The 22,097-nt window shown below is 73.8% G+C and carries 25 protein-coding genes; 11 read left to right on the top strand and 14 right to left on the bottom strand.

The window, feature by feature from the left end:
- Positions 1 to 169: 169 nt before the first annotated feature.
- The 10 genes from FZ988_RS08925 to FZ988_RS08875 all read left to right on the top strand — a co-directional run bounded on the left by FZ988_RS08925 (position 170) and on the right by FZ988_RS08875 (position 8,784).
- Entirely contained in the window at positions 170 to 739 is a 570-nt protein-coding gene (locus FZ988_RS08925) for a sigma-70 family RNA polymerase sigma factor (RefSeq protein WP_149203682.1), read from the top strand.
- Positions 736 to 2,007 (top strand): hypothetical protein, encoded by a 1,272-nt coding sequence (locus tag FZ988_RS08920; protein ID WP_149203681.1) that lies wholly within the window; start codon positions 736 to 738, stop codon positions 2,005 to 2,007. The genes FZ988_RS08925 and FZ988_RS08920 overlap by 4 nt, the downstream gene beginning before the upstream one ends.
- Positions 2,004 to 2,156 (top strand): hypothetical protein, encoded by a 153-nt coding sequence (locus FZ988_RS18520; RefSeq protein ID WP_188079048.1) that lies wholly within the window; start codon positions 2,004 to 2,006, stop codon positions 2,154 to 2,156. The genes FZ988_RS08920 and FZ988_RS18520 overlap by 4 nt, the downstream gene beginning before the upstream one ends.
- 87 nt (positions 2,157 to 2,243) lie before the next feature.
- Positions 2,244 to 3,137, top strand: coding sequence for an SDR family oxidoreductase (locus FZ988_RS08915; protein WP_149203680.1), 894 nt, complete (start codon positions 2,244 to 2,246; stop codon positions 3,135 to 3,137).
- 192 nt (positions 3,138 to 3,329) lie between these two features.
- Positions 3,330 to 3,971 (top strand): RNA polymerase sigma factor, encoded by a 642-nt coding sequence (locus FZ988_RS08910; protein WP_149203679.1) that lies wholly within the window; start codon positions 3,330 to 3,332, stop codon positions 3,969 to 3,971.
- Between the two features lies 1 nt (position 3,972).
- Positions 3,973 to 5,319 carry a hypothetical protein gene (locus FZ988_RS08900; protein ID WP_188079047.1) on the top strand — a complete coding sequence of 449 codons (1,347 nt, stop codon included), beginning with the start codon at positions 3,973 to 3,975 and terminating at the stop codon, positions 5,317 to 5,319.
- A 221-nt stretch (positions 5,320 to 5,540) separates the two neighbouring features.
- Positions 5,541 to 6,071, top strand: a complete 531-nt coding sequence (locus FZ988_RS08895; protein ID WP_149203676.1) for an RNA polymerase sigma factor — start codon at positions 5,541 to 5,543, stop codon at positions 6,069 to 6,071.
- Positions 6,068 to 6,883, top strand: a complete 816-nt coding sequence (locus FZ988_RS18515) for a hypothetical protein (RefSeq protein WP_188079046.1) — start codon at positions 6,068 to 6,070, stop codon at positions 6,881 to 6,883. Before FZ988_RS08895 ends, FZ988_RS18515 begins: the two co-directional genes overlap by 4 nt.
- Positions 6,884 to 7,065: 182 nt before the next feature.
- The gene (locus tag FZ988_RS08880) at positions 7,066 to 7,785 is read left to right on the top strand and encodes a hypothetical protein (RefSeq protein ID WP_149203673.1); all 720 of its coding nucleotides are present in this window, start codon (positions 7,066 to 7,068) and stop codon (positions 7,783 to 7,785) included.
- Between the two features lie 180 nt (positions 7,786 to 7,965).
- Entirely contained in the window at positions 7,966 to 8,784 is an 819-nt protein-coding gene (locus tag FZ988_RS08875; RefSeq protein ID WP_149203672.1) for a hypothetical protein, read from the top strand.
- Between the two features lie 55 nt (positions 8,785 to 8,839).
- Here FZ988_RS08875 and FZ988_RS08870 read toward each other — a convergent pair whose 3' ends face one another.
- The 10 genes from FZ988_RS08870 to FZ988_RS08825 all read right to left on the bottom strand — a co-directional run bounded on the left by FZ988_RS08870 (position 8,840) and on the right by FZ988_RS08825 (position 17,560).
- Positions 8,840 to 9,175 carry an STAS domain-containing protein gene (locus FZ988_RS08870; RefSeq protein WP_149203671.1) on the bottom strand — a complete coding sequence of 112 codons (336 nt, stop codon included), beginning with the start codon at positions 9,173 to 9,175 and terminating at the stop codon, positions 8,840 to 8,842.
- 147 nt (positions 9,176 to 9,322) lie between these two features.
- Positions 9,323 to 9,952, bottom strand: a complete 630-nt coding sequence (locus FZ988_RS08865) for an anaerobic ribonucleoside-triphosphate reductase activating protein (RefSeq protein ID WP_149203670.1) — start codon at positions 9,950 to 9,952, stop codon at positions 9,323 to 9,325.
- 18 nt (positions 9,953 to 9,970) lie between these two features.
- On the bottom strand, positions 9,971 to 10,756 hold the full coding sequence (locus FZ988_RS08860) for an anaerobic ribonucleoside-triphosphate reductase activating protein (RefSeq protein WP_149203669.1): 786 nt from the start codon (positions 10,754 to 10,756) through the stop codon (positions 9,971 to 9,973).
- Positions 10,756 to 12,903, bottom strand: coding sequence for a ribonucleoside triphosphate reductase (locus FZ988_RS08855; protein ID WP_149203668.1), 2,148 nt, complete (start codon positions 12,901 to 12,903; stop codon positions 10,756 to 10,758). Before FZ988_RS08855 ends, FZ988_RS08860 begins: the two co-directional genes overlap by 1 nt.
- A gap of 199 nt (positions 12,904 to 13,102) precedes the next feature.
- Positions 13,103 to 13,516 carry a hypothetical protein gene (locus FZ988_RS08850; protein WP_149203667.1) on the bottom strand — a complete coding sequence of 138 codons (414 nt, stop codon included), beginning with the start codon at positions 13,514 to 13,516 and terminating at the stop codon, positions 13,103 to 13,105.
- Positions 13,517 to 13,620: 104 nt separating this feature from the next.
- Positions 13,621 to 13,965 (bottom strand): hypothetical protein, encoded by a 345-nt coding sequence (locus FZ988_RS08845; RefSeq protein ID WP_149203666.1) that lies wholly within the window; start codon positions 13,963 to 13,965, stop codon positions 13,621 to 13,623.
- A gap of 163 nt (positions 13,966 to 14,128) precedes the next feature.
- Positions 14,129 to 14,599, bottom strand: a complete 471-nt coding sequence (locus FZ988_RS08840) for a hypothetical protein (protein WP_149203665.1) — start codon at positions 14,597 to 14,599, stop codon at positions 14,129 to 14,131.
- Between the two features lie 41 nt (positions 14,600 to 14,640).
- Entirely contained in the window at positions 14,641 to 16,056 is a 1,416-nt protein-coding gene (locus FZ988_RS08835; RefSeq protein ID WP_149203664.1) for a hypothetical protein, read from the bottom strand.
- Entirely contained in the window at positions 16,053 to 17,096 is a 1,044-nt protein-coding gene (locus tag FZ988_RS08830; protein ID WP_149203663.1) for a hypothetical protein, read from the bottom strand. Before FZ988_RS08830 ends, FZ988_RS08835 begins: the two co-directional genes overlap by 4 nt.
- Positions 17,096 to 17,560 carry a WXG100 family type VII secretion target gene (locus FZ988_RS08825; protein WP_149203662.1) on the bottom strand — a complete coding sequence of 155 codons (465 nt, stop codon included), beginning with the start codon at positions 17,558 to 17,560 and terminating at the stop codon, positions 17,096 to 17,098. The genes FZ988_RS08830 and FZ988_RS08825 overlap by 1 nt, the downstream gene beginning before the upstream one ends.
- 280 nt (positions 17,561 to 17,840) lie before the next feature.
- Between FZ988_RS08825 and FZ988_RS08820 the strand changes: the two genes are divergently transcribed.
- Positions 17,841 to 20,177, top strand: coding sequence for a DEAD/DEAH box helicase (locus FZ988_RS08820; protein ID WP_149203908.1), 2,337 nt, complete (start codon positions 17,841 to 17,843; stop codon positions 20,175 to 20,177).
- Positions 20,178 to 20,224: 47 nt separating this feature from the next.
- On the opposite strand, the gene FZ988_RS08815 is transcribed toward FZ988_RS08820, so the two are convergent.
- The 4 genes from FZ988_RS08815 to FZ988_RS18510 all read right to left on the bottom strand — a co-directional run bounded on the left by FZ988_RS08815 (position 20,225) and on the right by FZ988_RS18510 (position 21,915).
- On the bottom strand, positions 20,225 to 20,683 hold the full coding sequence (locus tag FZ988_RS08815) for a pilus assembly protein TadG-related protein (protein ID WP_188079045.1): 459 nt from the start codon (positions 20,681 to 20,683) through the stop codon (positions 20,225 to 20,227).
- A gap of 65 nt (positions 20,684 to 20,748) precedes the next feature.
- Positions 20,749 to 21,102: a TadE family type IV pilus minor pilin gene (locus FZ988_RS08810; protein ID WP_149203660.1), complete on the bottom strand. Its 354-nt coding sequence runs from the start codon at positions 21,100 to 21,102 to the stop codon at positions 20,749 to 20,751.
- Positions 21,099 to 21,365, bottom strand: coding sequence for a DUF4244 domain-containing protein (locus FZ988_RS08805; RefSeq protein WP_149203659.1), 267 nt, complete (start codon positions 21,363 to 21,365; stop codon positions 21,099 to 21,101). The genes FZ988_RS08810 and FZ988_RS08805 overlap by 4 nt, the downstream gene beginning before the upstream one ends.
- A 139-nt stretch (positions 21,366 to 21,504) precedes the next feature.
- Complete coding sequence (locus FZ988_RS18510) at positions 21,505 to 21,915, bottom strand: type II secretion system F family protein (protein WP_188079044.1); 411 nt, start codon at positions 21,913 to 21,915, stop codon at positions 21,505 to 21,507.
- Between the last annotated feature and the right edge of the window lie 182 nt (positions 21,916 to 22,097).

Genomic DNA, 22,097 nt, shown 5'->3' with positions numbered 1-22,097 from the left:
TCGGCGGCGGATCGCTCCGTCACCAGGGCACAAGGGCCCAGGGTCGGTGTGATGTGCACGACACCCGGCCGGGTCCTTGCGCTCCGGGACCCCAACGTTCTGCGGCCGGTCGTCGTCATGATGGGCAGACGCCGTGCTCGCGACGCGGCGCCGAACCGGGGGGACGGCCGTGGCCGCATGGGAGCAGGGCCTCGACGAGCTGGTGCGCACCCGCGCATCGGCGCTCGTGGGCTACGCCTACCTGCTGTGCGGCGACCGGCGTGAGGCCGAGGACCTCGTGCAGGACGCCCTCGTCAAGACGTTCTCCCGCGGGCGCCTCGGGCTCGAGGCGCGCAACCTGGAGGGCTACGTGCGACGCGCGATCCTCACGACGTACGTCGACGGGTTCCGACGACGACGCCGCTGGGTCGCCGTCCGGCACCTCGTCGGCTCGGACGACGTCGGCGCCTCCGCGGACGCCGGGGTCGCCGCGCGCGTCGACGTGGCCGCGGCGCTCGCGACGCTGACCCCGCGCGAACGGGCCTGCGTGGTGCTGCGGTTCTACGAGGACCTCACGGTCGCGGGCATCGCGGAGGCGCTCTCGCTCAGCGAGGGCGCGGTCAAGCGGTACCTGTCGGACGGGGTCAGGCGCATGGAGGGGCTCCTCGGCCCCGTGACCGACCCGCCGGAGGCCGGCGACGCCGAGGCGGGCACGGAAGTCATGGACATCACGCTGGTGACGACGAGGAGGACCCCGTGAGCATCGACCTCAGCGCATCGCTCGACGACCTCGCACGCTCCGTCCACGACGACGGGGCCACGGCACGCCTCACCGGCCAGGTGCAGCACATGGTCACGCGCATCCGGCGTCGTCGGACGGTCCGCCACGCGGCCACCGGCGCGGCGGGCATCGGCACGGCGGCCGCGATGGCCGTCGGCGGGATGCAGCTCAGCGGGCACCTCGGCGACGGCCGTGACGCGGCCCCGGCCGCCGACCCGGCGCTGGCCGCAGCGGTCGCGTGCGGGACCGTGGTGCCGGGAATCACCCCCACGCAGGAGACCGTCGGCCTCCAGTGGGGTCACCCGGACCCGGTGGCCGAGGGCGAACCGGTCATGGTCCAGGTCCAGATCGACCCCGAGGGCCGCTCCGCGACCGGGTACACCGTGGACGCCCCGCTCGTCGTCGCCGTGCAGGACGGCAGGGTCGTGAGCGACCCGGCCGTGCAGGTCACGCGCAGCGACGCCTGGCCGCCTGTCGACGAGCTCGAGCTCGATCTCACCTCATGCGCCGACCCCGGCACACCGCTCGCGGCGGGCGAGTACGAGCTCCTCGTCGTCCAGGCGACGACGCGCGTGGACGGACAGGCGACGACGCGCGCCGTGGTGACCGGTGCGTCGTCGCTCACCGTGACGCCCGCCGGGTCCGGACAGGCGTCGCCCACGTCGTCGCCCAGTCCCTCCTCGGACGCACCGGCCGACGCGGCCCGCGCTGCCGCGGAGCTCGAGGCGGAGGCGGCAGCCGCCCTCGACGCGGTCCTCGGCCAGGGCCCCGTCGGCACGTTCCCGTCCTGCGGGAGCGAGGTGCTCACCGAACGTGATCCCCTGCTCGAGCTCCAGCTCACCCTCGAGGACAGGCCCTACGCCTCGGACGAGAAGGTCGGCGGGGAGGCCACGCTCGCCGCGACAGCGGGGCGCAGCGTCGTGGGCGAGGCACCGGCGAGCGGCGCGACGTTGGTGCTGACGCGCGCCGGCGTCGTCGTCGGGAGCCTGTTCCAGGACGTCGAGGAGCTCGGCAAGGTCGACGTGCGGCCGGGGGCGGGGGCCGCCGTGCCGCTCACCGGGCAGATGGCCCTGTGCTCGCTGCCGTCGACCGAGCAGCCCACGCACGCCCTGCCGGCGGGCACGTACGAGGCCTACGCGGTCATGGACGTGATGCTGAGCCGCGTCACGGAGGCCGACGGGAGCGCCGAGGCACGCGACGACACGGTCACGGTGCGCAGCAACCCGGTCACGGTGACGGTCCGGTGAACCCGGCACCGCAGACGCGCCCCGCGGCGACCGGCCGCGCGGTCCGCCACGTCACGGCAGCCCGCACGCGGGTCATCGGCGGCGGGCTGCTGGCCGTCATCGGCCTGACGGCCCTCGTGCTCGCGCTCACCTGGCTCGCCGTGCTCTGAGCCGGACGCCTCGCCGCGCGGGACGGCGCGGATCGGGTTAGGACTGTCGGACAGGACGCATCAGCGCATGACGGCGAGGAGAACCCGATGGTCGACCAGCACACGCCCCAGGACCCGACGCAGCAGCACCCCGAGCCCGAGCAGCCGGCGCAGACGATCGACCACCCGGGCGTGACGTCGGACATGGCGCAGGAGCCCGACCACGGCGAGGACACCTACGTCGGCTCCGGGAAGCTCGAGGGCAAGCGCGCGGTGATCACGGGCGGCGACTCCGGGATCGGGCGGGCCGTCGCGATCGCCTTCGCCCGCGAGGGTGCCGACGTGCTCCTGACCTACCTGCCCGAGGAGGAGGAGGACGCGCGGGTCACGGTCGGCCACGTCGAGGCCGCGGGCCGGCGCGCCATCGCGGTGCCCGGCGACCTCAGGGACGAGGCGCACTGCCACGCGGTCGTGGACCGGGCCGTCGCCGAGCTGGGCGGGATCGACGTGCTCGTCAACAACGCGGCGTACCAGATGGCCCAGGAGGACGGGATCTTCGGGATCACCACCGAGCAGCTCGACCGGGTGATGAAGACGAACGTCTACGCGATGTTCTGGCTGACCAAGGCCGCGCTCGCCCACATGCGCCCCGGCGCGACGATCATCAACACGGCCTCGATCCAGGGCTACCAGCCGAGCCCCCAGCTGCTCGACTACGCGATGACGAAGGCGGCGATCCTCAGCTTCACCAAGGCGCTGGCCCAGCAGCTCGCCGAGCAGGGCATCCGCGTCAACGCGGTTGCACCCGGACCCATCTGGACCCCGCTCATCCCCGCGACCATGCCGGGCGAGAAGGTCAAGCAGTTCGGCGGCGACACACCCATGGGTCGGGCAGGGCAGCCCGCCGAGCTGGCGCCCGCCTACGTGTTCTTCGCCTCGCAGGAGTCGAGCTACATCACGGGCGAGCGCCTCGGCGTCACCGGGGGCAAGCCCCTCCCGTAGGGCAGACGCACCCCTCCCAGGCCACGGTCCTGCCCCAGGCCCGGCGCACCGGCACACGCCGACGCGCCGGGCCCGTCGTCGTACGGCGCATGCCCACCGCTACAACCTTTGGACCCTCCCGGTCGTCTACGCAGCGCAGGAGGATGGCAACCAAGGGGGGACGCCGACTCCTGGGATCGAAGGGAGCGGGTCATGGCACATCCCGGGGACCAGGTCCTCGCGGAGCTGGCACGCGAACGCGGCGGGGACCTCACGGCCTACGCCTACCTCCTGACCGGAGACGTCGCCGCTGCGCAGGACCTCGTCCAGGACGCGTTCGTCAAGGTCTTCGGACGCCTGCGCACAGGGTTCACGCCCGAGGTCGCCGAGGCCTACGTGCGGCGCACCATCCTCACGCTCTACGTCGACGACTTCCGTCGACGCAGGCGCTGGACGGCCGTCACGCACCTGGTCGCACGCGCCGAGACCACGTCGGTCGACTCCGCGGACGCGCTCGACCTGCGCACGGCGCTCGGCGGCCTCACGCCCCAGGAGCGCGCGTGCGTGGTGCTGCGCTACTACGAGGACCTGCCTGTCGCGGAGGTCGCGCAGCGCATGAACCTGGCGACCGGCACCGTCAAGCGCTACCTGAGCAACGCGGTGCACCGCCTCGAGGCGCTCATCGGCCAGCCGATGGCACGCCTCGACGAGTCGCTGCCCGTCACGCCGAGCCCCGCGTCGACGCCCGGCGCGGTGCCCGCCGGCTCACGCCCCGCCGCACCCCACCGGCCGCACGCACCGCGCGCCGCCGTCGCGCACACCCCCACCGCCCGTACCACCGTCCCGAGGAGCTGACATGGACTTCGACCTGCAGCGCGGCCTGCGTGACCTGGGGGCCGATCCCGCCGTTCGCGGGACCGTCCTGCCCGTGGACACCCTCCTGCGCCGTGCGCACCGGCGTCGCGCCGTGCGCGCCACCACCTACAGCGCCGTCGGCACGGGTGCCGCCGCCGCGCTCGTCGTCGGGGGCGTGACCCTCGCCGACGCCCGCCCGCCCGTCCACGAGCCGGCCCCGGCCGCACCGACGCGCACCGCGACGGCCACGCCCAGGCCGACCCCGACGCCCACACCGACCGCGACGCCGACCCCGCCGCCCCCGCCCGCGTTCCAGCCCGCGTGGGACCTGTGCGGCACGGACGCCGATCTGGAGTGGGGCCGGGCGAGCGGTGAGGTGGGCCTCTGGGGGTGGGCAACCGGGGAAGGAGCCGACGGCGAGGTCCTCGCGGACGTGGGCGCCCCCGTCCGCGCCGAGGTGCGCCTGATGAGCCTCGACGACTCGGGGACGGTCACAGCGACCGTCGGCCGAAGCGTTCTGAGGGTGTGGAACGGCGATGATGCGACCGGCAGCATCGCGGCCGTGGCCACGAGCCCCGTCACCCTGAGCGTGACCGGGACCACGCAGCCTGACGGCCTCGTGCTCGGCACGCTCGACGCGACGTTCGCCGCATGTGACAGCTCGCCGACGGCGGGTGGCGGCGGAGCAGGTCCGGTAGCCGAGGACGTCTACGTCCTCACGGTCGAGACGATCCTCTCCGCCGAGGACGGGACGACGACGACGACGGCTGCCTCCGGGCTCGTCGTCATCGGGGACCCCGACGACACGGACGACACCGCCACGCCACCGCCGCCACCGCCGGCACCACCGGCCCCGGTGACGGGCGACCCGAGCACGCTCGCGCCGGTCGGCTACGGGGTCGGGTCCATCGGGGTGCCGGCGTGCGGCGCCACCTGGTTCTCGTCGGTCCCGGCGTCGACGTGGTGGTCGGTCGGCGGCTCGGTGGCACACACCGGCGCGACCGTCGAGGTCGACGTCACGTCCACCGGGACGGGCCTCGACATCCCGCAGGGGGCTGCCTTCGAGCCGCTCGTCACGATCACGCGCGACGGCGTCGTCGTCGCGCAGACCCCGGACGAGGCACGTACGCCGTTCGCCCTCGTGAACTGGACCACGGGCAGCACCGTGACACGTCACGCGTCCCTGCCTGCGGTCGCGTGCACCACCGTCGCCGGCGTCGCCGCCGGTGCGCCGCTGCCCTCGGGCACCTACCAGGTGTGGGCCATCCAGGGCGTGCGCCGCGACCTGAGCGCGAGCTCGGGCGTCAACATGATGTACGGCGGGCCGTGGACCCTCACGGTGCCCTGACGCGGGCAGCGGCCTGAGGCGAGCGGCGACCTCCGGCGGACGACGCCCCGGACGCCGCGGACGCACAGCCCCTCGGGTGGCCACAGGGTCACCCGAGGGGCTGCGTCGTGCGTCGGCAGGTCTTCCCCAACCGAACGGGCCACCTCGTCGTCTGAGGTTCCGGGACGATCAGATCGTTCGACGAGGCGCATGATCGACGAGGGACGAGGACCGGGGGCGGCATGGCGTGGGAGGAGCAGGTGGGCAGCCTGGCACGCGAGCGCGGCCCTGCCCTGGTGGGCTACGCCTACCTGCTGACCGGGAACCTGCCCGCAGCGGAGGACCTCGTCCAGGAGGGCCTGATCCGCACGTTCTCGCGGCGCCGCTCCACCGCCGACGTCGAGTGGCTCGAGGCCTACGTGCGCCGGGCGATCCTCAACGCGTACCTCGACACCTACCGCCGCCGGCGCCTGTGGACCCGCACCGCACCCAAGCTCGCCGCAGCCACCACGAGCGACGCACCCGACACCCTCGCCACCGACAAGGCCGACGTCGACGCCGCGCTCGCCCACCTGGGCCCCCGCGAACGCGCCTGCGTGGTCCTGCGGTACTTCGACGACCTGACCACCCGGGAGGTCGCCGACACCCTCAAGATCAGCGAGGGCGCCGTCAAGCGGTACCTGTCGGACGCCCGAGCACACCTGGGACAGCTCCTCACAGAGCAGGACGGCGACGCCGCCGACGTCCTGCCCACGGCACGGAGGACACGATGAACGAGACGCTCCAGGACCGCCTGCGCACGCTCGCCACGACCGCAGGCCAGGCCCACTCCCGTCGCGACCCCCTGCCGGTCGACCACATCGTCGGGCGCGCACGCCGCAGCCGCCGCATCCACGACACGGTCCTGCTGGCCGCCTCCGGTGCGGCCGTGGTGGCGGTCGCCCTGACCGGCGCCACCCTCGCCCAGCGCGACCCGACGCCGCCGCCCGCCGTCTCGCCCACACCCGTCGAGACGCCGACGCCCACGCCGACCCCCACCCCGACGGAGGCCGTGACGCCCCCGGTCGAGCCCACGCCGCCGCCGGCCAGCACGCCGAGCACGCTCCCCCTCAAGGACCCGCTCGCCTCCCGGTGGATGGGCGACGCCTCCCTCTCCTCGGACGTCCCGGAGTCGGGCGACACGCTCGAGGACGGCGACTACTTCGCGGACCTGCTCTCCGTGGACCCGAAGGCCCGCACCGTCGAGGTCGACATCACGATCCTGCTCACCGGTGCCCTCGCCGACGCGTGGGTCCGGGAGAACGACCCCGAGGACTTCGCGGACGGCGTCGAGAACGGCTACCGGATCATCAACGACGTCGAGCGGCCGCGCACGCTCCCGCTCGCCGACGACGCCCGCATCACGATGTGGTGCACCGGCGCGCCCGGGATCCAGCAGCAGGAGTGGACGTTCGAGGACTGGGCGGCGCTTCCGGACACCGGCGACACGACCTGCGCGCCCGACGACGCCACGCGCAACAGGTACTACTGGGTCGACGTGCGCGACGGCGAGGTCGCCCAGCTGGTCGGCCAGTTCTTCCCGTGACGAGCGCGACGCGTGGTCGCCGGTCCGCACGGCCACGCGTCGCACAACGCGACACCCCACCTCTTCGTCTGAAGGGTTGAGACGATCACCACACGGTGCGTCGGACCCTACGAGGACCGGGGGTTGCCATGCGACGGGACCAGCAGGCTGACTGCCTGAACCACGATCGAGACGGAGCCGGGGTGCGCCACGCCCCTGTCGGCGCCTCGCGGCGCGCACACCGCTTCCGTGACGCCGCGCTGATCGCCGCCTCGGGTGCGGTCGTCGCCGCCACGGCCCTGGCCTGCGGGCCCGCCGCCCCGAGCGACAGCGCCTCGCCGCCCACGGCCTCCCCCACGGGTACCAGCGCGAGCACGGGCACCAGCACGAGCACCGCGCCTCCGGTCGCGCCGACCGAGGCGTCGAGCCCGCCGGCGGCCCTGCCCCTGAAGGACCCGATGACGTGGCGATGGGACGGCGCCGCGTCGATCACGTCCGACGTCCCCACGTCCGGGTCGTCGCTCGAGGACGGGGACTACTTCGGCGAGCTCATCTCCGTCGACACGGCGGCGCGCACCGTCGACGTCGACATCATGATCCTGCTCACCGGCGACCTCGCGGACGCCTGGGTGCAGCAGAACGACCCGGAGGACTACGCGGACGGCGTCGAGAACGGCTACCGGATGATCAACGACGTCGAACGGGTGCGCACGCTCCCGCTCGCCGACGACGCCCGCATCACGATGTGGTGCACGGGCTACGACACGGAGCCGATGTACGAGTGGGCGCTCGACGAGTGGGCCGCCCTGCCGGAGCGCGGCAGCATCACGTGCGACGCCCCGGACCAGGCGCGCAACCAGTACTACTGGGTCGACGTGCGCGACGGCGAGGTCGCCCAGCTCGTCGGCCAGTACTTCCCGTGACCCCAACCGCAGCCACCTCCTTCTCGTCTGGGTGACCGAAGACGATCACCGCACGGTGGATCGCAGGGGGAAGAGAGCAGGGGGCCAGTGATGTCCAGGACGATGCAGGTCACGCAGCGGGGCGTGGAGCAGGGGCGGCGCAGCGGAAGAGCCCGCAGGACGGCTGTCAGGTGCGGTGCGGTGGCGGCCGTGCTGGTCGCCGGCGTCGCGCTCGTCGCGTGCGAGGAGCCGCCTCCCACGGCGTCGGCGGGGCCCTCGAGCCCCACCCCGGTGCGGACGGGGACGCCCGGCCCGGCCGCCGGGACGACGCCCACCCAGGAGCCTTCGGGCGCCGACGCCGACGAGCCGACGCCCGCACCCGGTCCCGCGGACCTCCCGGCACCGGCGCCCGGGCCGGCCCCCGCCGAGTCCGCCCCGACGGCGCCGCCCGAGGCCGTCGCGCCACCGGCGGCCGTCGCACCGCCCGTCGACGCCGTGCCGACCCTGCCCCTCAAGGACCCGTTGGTCGAGCGGTGGGACGGCGTGACGCCGATGGTGTCCACGGCCCCACGGTCCGGGACGTCCCTGGAGGACGGCGACTTCATCGCCCAGCTGCACGGCGTCGACCTCGCGGCCCGGACGGTCGACGTCGACATCTACATCCTGCACACCAACGAGTACGCCGACGCGTGGCTCGAGGAGCACGACCCCGAGCAGTACGCCGCGATCGGCTTCGCCCTCAACGGGTACGTGCGGCAGAACGACGTCACGCGGATCCGCACCCTGCCGCTGGCCGACGACGTGCGGGTCACGCGCTTCTGCTTCCGCCCGTACGGCACCAGCGTCGACGACCCGCTGACCATGGAGGAGCTGCCGCTCGACCGCTGGGCGTCGCTGCCCGCGTGGGGCGGCCTCGGGTCCGAGCGCTGCGGCGCCGCCGAGCCAGGCCGCGGTGAGGACTACTGGCTCGACGTCCGTGGCGGCGAGGTCGTCCAGCTCGTCGGTCAGTACTACCCGTGACCAGCCTCGGGTGAGGCGTGCCCGCTGCGCGCAGGGGGCGCAGCGGGCTGCCCGCTCAGGCCTGGAGGGCCTCGTCGACCGTCGTGTGGATGGTGAAGACCTGGGTGAGCGCGGTGATACGGAAGACCTTGAGGATCTTCTCCTGGTCGATGACGAGCTGGAGGTCACCGCCGAGGGTGCGGACCTTCTTGAGCGCACCCACCAGGACGCCGAGGCCCGTGGAGTCCATGAAACGCACCTCGGTCAGGTTGACGAGGATGTCGGTGTGCTCGCTGTCGATCAGGGAGGCGAGCTCCTCGCGCAGCACCGGCGCCGTGTAGACGTCGATCTCGCCCGTGACGTCGACCACGGTCCGGTCGCCGTTCGCGCGGCTCGTGACGGACACGTCCACACCGGCCTCCTCAACGCCTCGTCCATGCCTGGCAGATGGCTCATTGAACCAAACCATCCGGGAGCAGCCGAACCCGTCGGCCCCGCAGCGGTGCGGACCCCCCGGAGGAATGATCGCATCTACCGCCGTCGGGCGCGGCCTGTCGGTCTAGGCCGGGACGATCACGTGGTCGTGGACGCCCATGGCGCGCAGGTTCTCCTCGAGGTGAGCGAGGTCGTCGCTGCCGAGCACCTCGGGCGCGACGGTCGTGCGGACCTGCAGGTCGACGCCGGAGTCGAGGGCGAGGCGCAGGCTCGCGAACGCCTTGTGCGCGCTCGAGCCGACGCCGGTGATCGCGCGGTACTGCGTCGCGGGCGCCTTGATCTCGATCACGACGCGGTCGGCCAGCGACAGCACCGCGGCGAGCCGCTGCGGGTAGGAGCCCGAGGTGTGCAGCGCCACGGGCAGCCCGAGGGCGCGGACCTGCTCCATCGCGTCGGCCAGGCCGTCCTGGCGCGTGGGCTCACCACCGGAGAAGACGACGCCGTCGAGGCCGCCGCGCGAGCGCATGAGGACGTCGCGCACCTCGTGCCACCGCATCGCACCGGGCCGCATCGGGTCCCTCAGCTCGGGGGTTCCGCAGTTGACGCACTCCCAGGGGCAGCCCTGGACGAGCACGGTCAGCACCGTGCGGCCGGGCCAGTCGACCGTGGACGTGGCCGTCCAGGAGGCGATCTGCAGCCGGTCCGCCGACCAGAGGACGTCGGACGGGATGGAGCGGAGCGAGGCAGTGGTCATGGTTGCGAGGTCCCCTCGTCAGCGGGCAGCGCGCGGCACGGGGCTGCCACTCCAGTGTCGGCGCGTGCCCGGGGACCGCGTCGGACCAACGTCCCTGTGTGACGGACCTGGCACGCGCTGCGCGGCGTACGCCTCCTGGTACTCGGCCGACGTTCCCTCGGTGCGCACGGTCTGCAGCACGTGCTCGCGCACGCCGAGGTCGCGGACGAGCTCCTGGAGGCGCTTGACGTCCCCCGGGCCGAGGATCGTCGGGTCGACCGTCGTGCGCACCTGGACGTCGACGCCGGCGGCCAGGACCAGCTCGAGCGAGCGGAAGGCGCCGCGGGCGCTCGCCCCGACCCGGGTCACCGCGGGGTACAGGTCGGGCGGGGCCTTGATGTCGAGGCCCACCCAGTCGACGAGCCCGAGGACCTCCTCCAGGCGCCGCGGGTAGGCACCGCCCGTGTGCAGCCCGACGCCGAACCCCGCCGCCCGCACCTCGCGCATCGCCGCGGGGAGCGCCGCGTGCATGGTGGGTTCGCCGCCGGACAGCACGAGCCCGTCGAGCAGGCCGACGCGTGCGCCGAGGTGGTCGCGGACGGTCGACCACGGGACGCTGCCCGGTACGCGGGGGTCGAGCAGCTCGGTGTTGTGGCAGTACGTGCACCGCCACGGGCAGCCCTGGAGGAACGCCGTGGCCACGAGCCGTCCCGGCCAGTCGCACGTCGACAGACGTGTGAGCCCGGCGACGGGGAGGTCGTCGGCGCGGGCCGGCCTCCGGTCGCGGGGGCCCGCCTGGGTCGGGACGGCTCGCGGCTCGGGCATCAGACGAGCACCGGCTGCCGGTCCGCCGACGTCGCGCGGACGTCCCCGGGCTCCTGGAACGGTGTGCGCTCCGCGTGCTCGCCCTTCTTGCCCACGTTGAACGAGCTCACGGGCCGGTGGTAGCCCATGACGCGGGTCCACACCTCGCACTCGACGGGCGGCGCCGTCGGGTCGAGCTCGGCGCAACGGCCGCAGGTGCGGTGCTCGCCCGCGAGGTAGCCGTGCTGCGGGCAGATCGAGAACGTGGGCGTCACCGTGAGGTAGGGCAGCCGGAAGCGGGTCAGCGCCCGGCGGACGAGCTCGCGGCACGCGTCGGCGTCGGAGATCCGCTCGGCCATGTACAGGTGCAGCACCGTGCCGCCCGTGTACATGGTCTGCAGGGAGTCCTGGCGCTCGAGCGCCTCGAACGGGTCGTCCGTGAAGCCCACCGGGAGCTGGGACGAGTTCGTGTAGTACGGGTTCTCGTCCGTGCCGGCCTGCAGGATCCCGGGGAACCGCTTGCGGTCCTCCTTGGCGAACCGGTACGTGGTGCCCTCGGCCGGCGTCGCCTCGAGGTTGTACATGTGGCCGGTCTCCTCCTGGAACTCGACCATGCGGGCCCGCACGTGCTCGAGGAGGCGGACGGCGATCGCGTGCCCCTCGGGCGTCGTGATGTCGTGGTCGTCCCCGGTGAGGTTGCGGATCATCTCGTTGATGCCGTTGACGCCGATCGTCGAGAAGTGGTTGCGCAGCGTGCCGAGGTAGCGGCGCGTGTACGGGAACAGGCCCTCGTCGATGTAGCGCTGGATGACCTTGCGCTTGAGCTCGAGGGAGTCGCGGGCCAGCAGGAGCAGCCCGTCGAGCTCGGCGAGGAGGCCCGCCTCGTCGCCCGCGTGCACGTGCCCGAGCCGGGCGCAGTTGATGGTCACGACGCCGAGGGAGCCGGTCTGCTCGGCCGAGCCGAACAGGCCGTTGCCGCGCTTGAGGAGCTCGCGCAGGTCGAGCTGGAGGCGGCAGCACATCGACCGGATCTGGTTGGGGTCCAGCTCGGAGTTGATGAAGTTCTGGAAGTAGGGCAGGCCGTACTTCGCCGTCATCTCGAACAGACGGTCGGCGTTCTCGCTGTGCCAGTCGAAGTCCTGCGTGATGTTGTAGGTGGGGATGGGGAACGTGAAGACGCGGCCGCTCGCGTCGCCCGTGGTCATGACGTCGATGTAGGCGCGGTTGATGAGGTCCATCTCGACCTGCAGGTCGCCGTAGGTGAAGTCGACCTCCTGGCCGGCGACGACGGGGACCTGCGCGCGCAGGTCCTGCGGGCAGACCCAGTCGAAGGTCAGGTTGGTGAAGGGCGTCTGCGTGCCCCAGCGCGAGGGGACGTTGAGGTTGTAGACGAGCTCCTGGATGCCCTGGCGCACCTGCGCGTAGTCGAGGCCGTCGAGGCGCACGAACGGCGCCATGTACGTGTCGAACGAGCTGAAGGCCTGCGCGCCCGCCCACTCGTTCTGCATGGTGCCGAGGAAGTTGACGATCTGCCCGACGGCGGAGCTGAAGTGGCGGGGCGGCGCCGCCTCGACCTTGCCCGGCACGCCGTTGAGGCCCTCGGTGAGGAGCGTCCGCAGGGACCAGCCGGCGCAGTAGCCGGCGAGCATGTCGAGGTCGTGGATGTGCAGGGCCCCGGAGCGGTGGGCGCGGCCGATCTCGGGCGGGTAGACGTGCGACAGCCAGTAGTTGGCGGTCACCTTGCCGGCCGTGTTGAGGATGAGCCCGCCGAGCGAGTAGCCCTGGTTGGCGTTGGCGTTGACGCGCCAGTCGCTGCGGTCGAGGTACTCGTTGATCGAGCTGCCGACCTCGACGACCGTGCGCGCGTCCTCGCGCAGGCGTGCGTGCTGGCTGCGGTAGGCGATGTAGGCGCGTGCGGTGGCGGTGTGCCCGCGGCGCAGGAGCGCCTCCTCGACGAGGTCCTGGATGTGCTCGACGTCCGGGTACGCGGCGCCCTCCTCGGCCAGCCGCACGACGACGTCCGCGCACGTCCCCGGGCCGTCCACCGACGGCTCGCCGGTCGCCGTGGCGGCGCGGACGATCGCCGCGGTGATGAGCTCCGCGTCGAAGGTCGCGGTGGCGCCGGACCGCTTGATGACCCCTGCGAGGGCGTGCGTGGTGGACGTCATGACCAAAGCCTCCTGGCACAAGATGTAGCGGCCGATCTGATGACGACCACAAGATGTGGCATTTCTAGTGTCGGGATGGTGAGCGATGGGGGACGTTGGTCCCGGGCGCGCGCGGATCCGGCACGCGGGCGCGACGAGGTCGCGGCGTGTCGCTGATGATCACGGTGGTGCCGGCGTGCGGCGGGTGGCTCGGCCTACCTCAGCGGCAGGCGGGCGGCGTCTCCGGCTCGACGAAGACCCCGTCCTTGGGGCGCCGCCCGTAGCGGTCCTCGAGCTCGCCCATGAACTGGTTGCCCTCGACGCCGACGTCGCGCCCGCGCGTGAAGACGCCGTCCTGGATGACCGAGACGCCGATCGAGGCGTCCCGCCCCTGCCGCAGGAGCGCATAGGCACGGTCGAGGACGCAGCCGGGATCCGCGTCGGCGTCCACCTCGATGTCGCCGACGTAGTTGCTGCCGTCGGTGAAGTCGTCCTCGTACGACACGTCGGCGTCGAACAGCACCTCGTCGGGCACCGGGATGCGCACGTCCTCATGAGGTCTGTCGGACGACCCGCCGGGGAAGACGCAGCCGGTCAGCGCGAACACACCCAGCGCGGTCGCCAGCCCGCGCACGAGGGCCCGGCGTCCTCCAGCCGCACGAGGCGACGATGTGCGGCTCCCACCGGGTGCGCGCCGCGAGCTCGCAGGCGGCCCGGCGCCCATCTCCTGCTCCGTGGTCAACGACATGCGGGCGGCGCCTCGGGTTCGACGAGCACGCCCTCCGTCGGGCGAGGGCCGTAGCGGTCCTGCATCTCGTCGGTCTTCTGGAAGAAGGAGATGCCGGGCGGAGGTTCCGCGGTGACCTCTCCGCCCTGGACGACCGAGACGCCGATCACCGCGTCGCGGCCCTGCCAGAGGATTGCGTAGACCCGGTCCAGCACGCACGCGGGGTTTGCGGAGTCGTCGACCTCGAGCCGACCCGAGTACTGCTCACCGTTGGTGACGTCGTCCTCGTAGCTGACATCGACGTCGGTGACACCGGGGACGTCCTCGATCGCCCCGAGGAGCACGTCGTCGGGCACGGGCACACGCTCACCCTCGCGAGAGCCACCGGACCCGTCCGGAGACACGCACCCGGTCAGCGCGGCGAAGGCCACCTCGACCTCGTGCCCAACGACGCCGTCGGCGAGGCGGCCATCTGCGCCCCACGCCCAAGAGCCCCGACATCCCGGTTGTGGGGGTGGCTCAACGGCATGCGGGCGGCGTCTCCGGCTCGACGAACACCCCGTCCTTCGGACGACGGCCGTAGCGCTCTTCCATCTCGCCCATGAACTGGTTGCCCTCGACGCCTATCGCGTCCTCCTGGGTGTACGCCCCGTCCTGAATGACCGATACCGAGACCGAGGCGTCCCGCCCCTGCCACAGGAGCGCATAGGCACGGTCGAGGACGCAGGCGGGATCAGCGTCGGCGTCCACCTCGATGTCGCCGAAGTAGGTGCTTCCGTCAGTGACGTCGTCCTCGTACGAGAGATCCGCCCGGACGACCCCGGCAATCTCGCTGACCGCGTCGAACAGCACCTCGTCAGGAACGGGTACGCGGTCGTCCTCGGCGGCGGCACGCGCGCCGCCGCCGAACGCGCACCCCGCGAGCGAGCCGACGGCAAGGCCTAGAGCCACCAGGACTGTCGGCCGGCGGCCTCCGAGCGAGCTGCGCACGGCGACCGCTCGCTTGGCGTCCCGACGCGACGTGGTGGCCGTCACGGAGCACTCGGCGTGATCTGGTAGCGATCCACCGTGGCGTCCCCGGTGAAGAACCGCTCGTTCTGCTCCTGCCACGCCCGGATCGACGGGTCGTTGGAGCTATCGACCTGCGCGCCCGTGCTCTGGTACACGCCGGTGCCGTGCGCGTCCCCGGGCCCGTGCAGCCCTTCGACTCCTGAGACGTCGCGCTCGACCGTGACCCAGTTGGGCCTGTCGGGATTCTCGCGCCCCTCGAGCATGGGGACCGGATCCTGGTCGTGCTCGAGCGCAAGGACCGAAACGTCCGGCGGGATGTCGAACCGTGCGATGGGTGAACCGCCGGTGACGATGCTTCGCACGGTGAACTCGCGCGTGAACGACGGGTCCGAGGCCATGGACGCGCACGCGATCCCGCCCTGGCTGTGCCCCGTGAGCATGACCGGTTCCCCCGGGTCCACACCTGCGTCGCGCATGGCCTGAGCCACCTGCTCCTGGAGCAGGGTCTGCTGACCGCTCATCAACTGGACATTGGTCGTCAGGTCGACAGGGTTGTCGCCGCGCGCCGGGGACCACTCCTGGGTCCCCGGGATCTGCACGATGAACGACTCGTTCCCGTCCGCGTCCACCACACGGGTCACCTGGATCTGCCCGTGGTTGGCGTCCTTGCCAAGCATGCTCTGCTGCTCGAAGATCTCGGCCACCGACGTCGGTGCCGCACCATCTCCAGCGCCGACGCTCTGCACCTCGAAGTCACCCTCGTCCTGGAACGCTCCGAAGAGGTTGCCGACCGACACGAGGCCGCCGACGGCCTGCTCGTAGTCCGTCGTCGGCCAGCTGCCACCCGAGAGCAGGTAGGGCAGCAGCGGGCCGCCGGGGAGCTGGGAGGCGAGGCCCTGGATCAGCCACGGCGCGGTCTTGGTGAGCTCCTCCATGAGCCACGGGTTCTCGAACAGGGTCTCCATGGCGCCGTTCATCACGGCGTCGGGGTCGCGCGCGATCATCAGGGCGAGCGTCCCGGTGAGCACGGGGTTCGTGGCCAGCAGCAGCGCCCCGCTCGCCAGAAGGCCGGGAAGAGCCATACCCAGGGCGTACCCGCCCACCTGGTGCAGCGCCTCCATGGCGGCCTGCTGGGCGGCGTCGAAGAACTGGTACGTCTCGACGCTCGCCTGCAGCACCAGGGCCGTGGCCTCGAGCGTCGTGCTGACCGTCAGCAGGCTGGTGGTCGCGACGCCCACGGCGATGCCGACCGCGGCCGCCTCGACGGGGCACAGGAGCGCGGCCGCGAGCACGGAGTCGTCGAACGCGACCTTCGCGACGTCGTCGGACCAGCGGCGGACCTCGTCGCCGGCGTCGTCCAGGATGCCCGCCTGGGCCAGGAGGTCCTGGTAGACGGCGCCCATCCCGCCGGCGCCACCGCTCACCTCGATGGTCATGCGTCGTCCCCCTGCTCCGGCGCCTCGGCCGCACCGTCCGCACCACGCAGGGCCGCGTCGAGGCGGCCCGCGAGGTCGAACAGCAGCGTCTGGGCGATCTGCTCCCCCGTGCGCGGCGTGTGCCGCACCATCTCCTGCGGTGCGGGCGCCAGCTCGACCCAGCCGGCGTCGCAGCGCAGCCACGACCCGGCCGAGACGCGGGTGCTCCCGACGCTGCGCGTCACGACGGTCAGGCTGCCGTCCATGGACCGCGCCACGGCGTCCAGCACGGGTGGCGCGCTCTGGAGCCCGAGGTCGGCGACGATCGCGTCGACGACCCGCCCGTTTCCCTCGCGCAGCGCGCGGGCCAGGGCGACGGACAGCTCCTTGGGCACCACGGCCTCGGTCGCACCGACGGTGTTCTCCGCCGGGGGCACGAGCCGCATGGCCTCGTCGACGAGGCGGTCGACGCCGAACGCGCTGACCTCGACACCCGGGCGCAGGCGCGACGCCGTGGCCCCGCCCTGGGGCCTGAGCTCCACGCCGCGGACCAGCGACGCACCGACGCGCCCGTCGGTCCACAGCATCGCGAGGACGCCGCGCTCCCCCGCCACGGCACGCAGCTCGATCTCGATGACCGCCGTCGAGCGCATCGCGACGGCCTCGCTCAGGGCGTCGTCGAGCTCGACCGTCTCGGGCCGGGCGGCCTCATCTGGCACGGCGCCGGACTCGGTGGGCGCCTCGGTGTCGTGCATCGAGCCGTCGGCGTCCGAGCGCCTCTCGGCGTCATCGGCAGGCGTCTTGGCGTCGTCGGCTGGCACGTCGGCGTCCTCGGCGCCTGCCGGCGTCGCCTCGGTCTCGGGCGCCTGCGCCCTCAGCGCCTCAGTGCTCGACGTCTCAGTGCTCGACGGCTCGGCGTCCGCGGGCTGCAGGTCGGTCAGCGGCCTCGCCCACTCGGGCAGGCCCTCGGGCCCGGCGAGGGCGGCGGCCACCGACCACTGGTCCTCGGTGAAACGGCAGCGCGCGCCGTTGTCGAGGCGTTCGAGCGTCAGCGTCGTCATCAGTGCCCCAGCGAGCGCGAGAGGTCGAGCCAGATCGGTGACCCGACCGGCGGTCGCGCGTTGCCGACCGTGTCGAGCACGCGCTGAGCCGCCGAGCTCGCCGCCTTCTCGCCGTCGGAGAGGAGGTCCCGTGCGATGCCGCCCAGGCGGCCGAGGGTGCTGCGGGCGCCGTCGATGGCGTCCTCGACGAGCTCGGCGGCCCGCCGGATCGCGGCCTGCCGCTCCTCGAGCTCGTCGGCCAGGGTCTCGAGCGCCTGCGCGAGGTCGATCACCTCGTCACGCGAGCCGCCGACCGCCCGGGCGTGCTCGGCGAGCCGCTCGCGGTACCTGTCTGCGGCGACGCCCACCCACTGCACGCCGTTGCCCTTGCGCACCTGCCCGCTCGTGGTCTCGAGCGCCGTGGCCCAGCCACGCACGCGCCGTGCCTCGGCCCTGATCTCTTCCGGACTGCCCCCGATGTCCATGGCCGGGAGTATAGGAAACGCCTGGCGTCGCGGGGTGGGCGCTTCGGGCCGGTTGGTCCGTTTCCTGCGGCGGGCACGTCCGTGGCGCCGCGAGGTTCCCCCGATCGGGCGACGCCGGTCCCGCCCGCGGGGACCGCCGTGCTCGCGTACGGCTCGGACCGCGAGGTGGTGGCGCGGTGCAGGCGACGGCGTCTGAGCCGGGTGCGAGGATCGCGGGGTGGCCGGCTCGGATGCTCTGCTCGACGTCCTCCTCGCCGGTGGGCGTCGCGAGGACCGGCTGATGCACGTCGAGCACATCCCGGCACGGGCCGGCACGCAGACGGAGTGGCCCGCGTGGGCGGATGCGGACCTCGTCCGGGGGTACCGCGCCTTGGGCGTCGAGCGGCCGTGGGTGCACCAGGTCGAGGCGGCCGACGCCGCGTGGGGTGGCCGGCACACGGTGCTCGCGACGTCGACGGGTTCCGGCAAGTCCCTCGCGTTCTGGCTGCCGGCGCTCACGGCCGTGCGCCGGGACCGGGCCGCCGGGCTGCTCGACCCGGGCCGGATCGAGTCCACGCAGCGTCGCGGGTCGGTGCTCTACCTGTGCCCGACCAAGGCCCTCGCCGCCGACCAGCTCGTGGGGCTCGAGTCGCTGCTCCGCGCGGCCGGCCTGGCGGACCTGCGCCCCTCCACGTGCGACGGCGACACGGACATGACGGCGCGCCGCTGGGTCCAGGAGTACGCGGACGTCGTCCTGACCAACCCGGACTTCCTGCACTTCTCGCTGCTCCCGGGCCACCGCCGGTGGGTCAGGCTGCTGCGGAGCCTGCGCTACGTGGTCGTGGACGAGAGCCACGCGTTCCGCGGGGTCTTCGGCGCGCACGTGGCGGCGGTCCTGCGCAGGCTGCGCAGGCTCGCGGAGCACCACGGCGCGCACCCGACGTTCGTGCTCGCGTCCGCGACGACGGCCGACCCCGCGCAGAGCGCCGCGCGGCTGCTGGGGGTCGACGCGGACGACGTCGTGGCCGTCACGCGTGACACGTCCCCGCGCGGGCACAAGACGTTCGCGCTGTGGCAGCCGCCGCTCATGCCGGGGCTCGACCCGACGCTCGGTGCGCCTGACGTGGACGAGTCGCACGACGACGCCCCGACGGCACCCGTGCACCGCACGGCCACGGCCGAGATGGCCGACCTGCTGACGGACCTGACCCTCGCGGGTGCCAGGACGCTCGCGTTCACGCGGTCGCGCCGCGGCGCCGAGTCCGTCGCCGGGTCGACCCGCGACCACCTGGACCACGTGCGCAAGGGCCTCGGCCAGTCGGTGGCGGCGTACCGCGGTGGCTACCTGCCCGAGGAGCGACGCGAGCTCGAGCGACGCATCCGCGAGGGCGACCTGCGCGCGCTCGCCACGACCAACGCGCTCGAGCTCGGCGTCGACATCTCGGGCCTCGACGCGGTGCTCATCGCTGGGTGGCCCGGGACGCGCGTGTCCCTGTGGCAGCAGGCGGGCCGTGCCGGGCGCGCGGGCGCGGACGGCCTCGTCGCGCTCATCGCCCGCGAGGACCCGTTGGACACGTACCTGGTGGGGCACCCGGATGCGATCTTCCGGACGCCGGTGGAGGCGACGGTGTTCGACCCGGGCAACCCGTACGTGCTCGCCCCGCACCTGTGCGCCGCCGCGTCCGAGCTGCCGATCCGCTCGGAGGAGCTGGCGCTCTTCGGTCCCGGGACGGCGGAGCTGCTCGCGGTCCTCGTCGAGCGGGGTGCGCTGCGCCGGCGCACGTCGGGCTGGTACTGGACGCACGCGGAGTCGGCGGCGTGGCTGACGGACCTGCGCGGCTCCGGGGGTGAGCCGGTCCGGGTCGTCGAGGGGGCGACCGGGCGGCTGCTCGGGACGGTCGACGCCGCGGCCGCCGACTCGACTGTGCACGAGGGTGCCGTCTACGTGCACCAGGGCGCGACGTTCGTGGTCGACGAGCTGGACCTCGAGGGCTCGGTGGCGGTGGTGCGCGAGCGGACGGTGGACTACGGGACGTGGTCGAAGTGGCTGACGTCGATCGCGATCCAGGGTGTGCGCGAGGAGCGGCGTGCGGGCTCTGTGACGTGGGGGTTCGGCCCCGTGGACGTCACGACGCAGGTGGTCAGCTACCAGAAGCGGCGGCTGCCGGACCTGGTGCCCGTGGGCGGTGAGGTCCTGGACCTGCCCGCCCGGACGCTGACGACGACTGCCGTGTGGTGGACGGCGCCCGCGTCGCTGCTCGCGGAGGCGCAGCTCGACGACGGCGACGTGCCGGGGTCGCTGCACGCGGCCGAGCACGCGTCGATCGGCCTCCTGCCGCTGCTCGCGACGTGCGACCGCTGGGACCTCGGCGGGGTGTCCACCGCGCTGCACGTCGACACCGAGTGCGCGACCGTGTTCGTGTACGACGCGTACCCGGGCGGGGCGGGCTTCGCCGAGCGCGGCTTCCACCTCGGAGCGGCGTGGCTGCGCGCGACGCGTGACGCGATCGCCGGGTGCGGGTGCGCCGCGGGCTGCCCGGCGTGCGTGCAGTCGCCGAAGTGCGGCAACGGCAACAACCCGCTGGACAAGGCCGGCGCGATCCGGCTGCTCGAGGCGGTCCTCGCGCACGAGGACTGACACGCCCGCAGCCTCGGCCAGGCCCCCGGCGTGCCTCGACGCCTCCCTCACCGACGCGCCTCGGCCGGCCCGGCCCGCGCACTCGCGACGGACGTCCCCACCGCCGCGTGCACGGCGACCCGCACCTCGACCACGCCGCCCGGGAGCAGGAGGCACCCGGACAGCACCCCGCCGTTGCGCCGCGCAGACTCCGCGGCGAGGTCGCACGGCGACACCGACGTGGCACCGCCTGTTCCGGTGAGGCTCACACCGGGTGCTATGACCACCCCCGCGGGGACGGCGACGGACTGCGCGGCGGCGAGCGCGGCCAGGTCGGCGGCAGTCTGCGCGGCGGACCGCACCCCGTACGCCCGCGCCACGACCGCGCACACCAGCCCGAGGACCACCGCGAGCGCGACCACCCCGACCACGAGCAGGGTCGCGGAGCCGCGTTCACCGGCCGCGTCGACGGGGCGCGCTGGCCCGTCGTGGGCCGCGAGCGCGACGGCCGGTCCAGCACGACCCACCGAGCACCGCTCCCCAGCGGTAGGCGCTCTCCCCACGCGGGTCGTCCGATGCCGCTCCCGCGCGCTCACGGCTCGGCCCACGCCGTGGCCGTCGCGCTGAGGTGCAGCGCACCCGCGGTGAACCAGGTCGCCGGGCCGTCCGTCTCGACGACGACCTCGACCCACGGCGGCTCGCGCTCGATGCGGACCTGGGCGCCCGGCCCGGCCACGTGCCGCGCGGCCGCCCGCACCTCGGCGTCGGCCTCCCCCAGCGCGGCGACGCGCGCCGCGGTGCGGGCGGCGTCCGCGCAGCGCAGCTGGCCGATCCCGGCCACTGCTGTCACGAGCACCACGGCGACGACGAGGACGACGGCCGGCAGCGCGATCGCGAGCTCGGCCGTGACCGCACCCGTGTCGTCGCGTGCCGGCCGCCCGCTCACAGCGACAGGGCGCTGCGCACGATGCCCGTCAGGAGCCCGCGGACCTCGTCGCTGCGCAGCACCAGGATGAGGAGCCCCGCGAAGCCCGCCGCGGCGACCGTCGCGATGGCGTACTCCGCGGTCGCCATGCCGGCGTCCCGCCCACCGTCCCGCAACCGTGCGAGCGTGCGACGCCTCGACTCCGGCGCTACATCCCCGGTCACCTCCACCGTCGCCGGTCCCGACGACACCTCCGCCACCCGGTCCGCCGTCGTTGCTGTCATGTCCGTCCTCCTCCTCGTCCACGCGCCGACCATCGGCGCGCACTCCACGCTCGCCCGGGCACCGACCGCAGCAACCGCCGGACCCACGGGCCGGTGGACGGCCCCGCCGGCCGCTGCGCTGTGGACGCCCGGGGAGCGGTCAGCCCCCACCGAGCGCCCCGGACGCCATCGAGACCAGCACCGGCACGAGCCCGACCAGCACGAACGCCGGGAGGTAGCAGAGCCCGAGCGGCAGCACGAGGCGCACGCCGAGCCGGCCCGCGGCTTCCAGGGCGCGGGCCTGGCGCTCCCGGCGCACGGATGCGGCCGTCGCTCGCAGGGCCTCGCCCGGCGGCGCGCCGTCGACCCACGCCGGCTCGAGCGCGTCCCTCACGGGCGCGAGCGCCCCAGCGCCCACCCAGGCGGCCTGCCACTCGGCGCCCAGGCTCACGAGTGCGGCGGCTCGGAGCAGCACCGCGCCCCGCTCACCCTCGATCGCCACACCCGTGGCCGCGAGAGCGGCGGGCACGCTCGCTCCCGCCGCGCACGCGGCGCCGAGGAGGTCGAGCACGACAGCGACCTCGACCTCACCGGCCTCCGTGTCGCGCGCGCCCGCACCTCCGGGTGCAACCTCACGGGCGCCGGCCCGCCCGCCGGCGCCAACCCGCCCGCGGGCGGACCCCGCCGCCGGACCACGCCCCGGCCGCCCTCCCGTGGTTCGCCCGGCACCACCGTCGTCACCCGTGGGGTGAC

The sequence above is a fragment of the Actinotalea subterranea genome (assembly GCF_008364845.1).
Taxonomy (GTDB): Bacteria; Actinomycetota; Actinomycetes; order Actinomycetales; family Cellulomonadaceae; genus Actinotalea; species Actinotalea subterranea.
The sequence above is the reverse complement of the archived record's forward strand: the minus strand, read 5'-3'. Positions and strand labels throughout refer to the sequence as shown.

Coding starts and splice junctions, on each gene's coding strand:
- FZ988_RS08825 (WP_149203662.1), bottom strand. CDS start 17,560: ATGGACATCGGGGGCAGTCCGGAAGAGATCAGGGCCGAGGCACGGCGC.
- FZ988_RS08915 (WP_149203680.1), top strand. CDS start 2,244: ATGGTCGACCAGCACACGCCCCAGGACCCGACGCAGCAGCACCCCGAG.
- FZ988_RS08855 (WP_149203668.1), bottom strand. CDS start 12,903: ATGACGTCCACCACGCACGCCCTCGCAGGGGTCATCAAGCGGTCCGGC.
- FZ988_RS08835 (WP_149203664.1), bottom strand. CDS start 16,056: ATGACCATCGAGGTGAGCGGTGGCGCCGGCGGGATGGGCGCCGTCTAC.
- FZ988_RS18515 (WP_188079046.1), top strand. CDS start 6,068: ATGAACGAGACGCTCCAGGACCGCCTGCGCACGCTCGCCACGACCGCA.
- FZ988_RS08860 (WP_149203669.1), bottom strand. CDS start 10,756: ATGCCCGAGCCGCGAGCCGTCCCGACCCAGGCGGGCCCCCGCGACCGG.
- FZ988_RS08910 (WP_149203679.1), top strand. CDS start 3,330: ATGGCACATCCCGGGGACCAGGTCCTCGCGGAGCTGGCACGCGAACGC.
- FZ988_RS08865 (WP_149203670.1), bottom strand. CDS start 9,952: ATGACCACTGCCTCGCTCCGCTCCATCCCGTCCGACGTCCTCTGGTCG.
- FZ988_RS08895 (WP_149203676.1), top strand. CDS start 5,541: ATGGCGTGGGAGGAGCAGGTGGGCAGCCTGGCACGCGAGCGCGGCCCT.
- FZ988_RS08805 (WP_149203659.1), bottom strand. CDS start 21,365: ATGACAGCAACGACGGCGGACCGGGTGGCGGAGGTGTCGTCGGGACCG.
- FZ988_RS08900 (WP_188079047.1), top strand. CDS start 3,973: ATGGACTTCGACCTGCAGCGCGGCCTGCGTGACCTGGGGGCCGATCCC.
- FZ988_RS08820 (WP_149203908.1), top strand. CDS start 17,841: ATGCACGTCGAGCACATCCCGGCACGGGCCGGCACGCAGACGGAGTGG.
- FZ988_RS08830 (WP_149203663.1), bottom strand. CDS start 17,096: ATGACGACGCTGACGCTCGAACGCCTCGACAACGGCGCGCGCTGCCGT.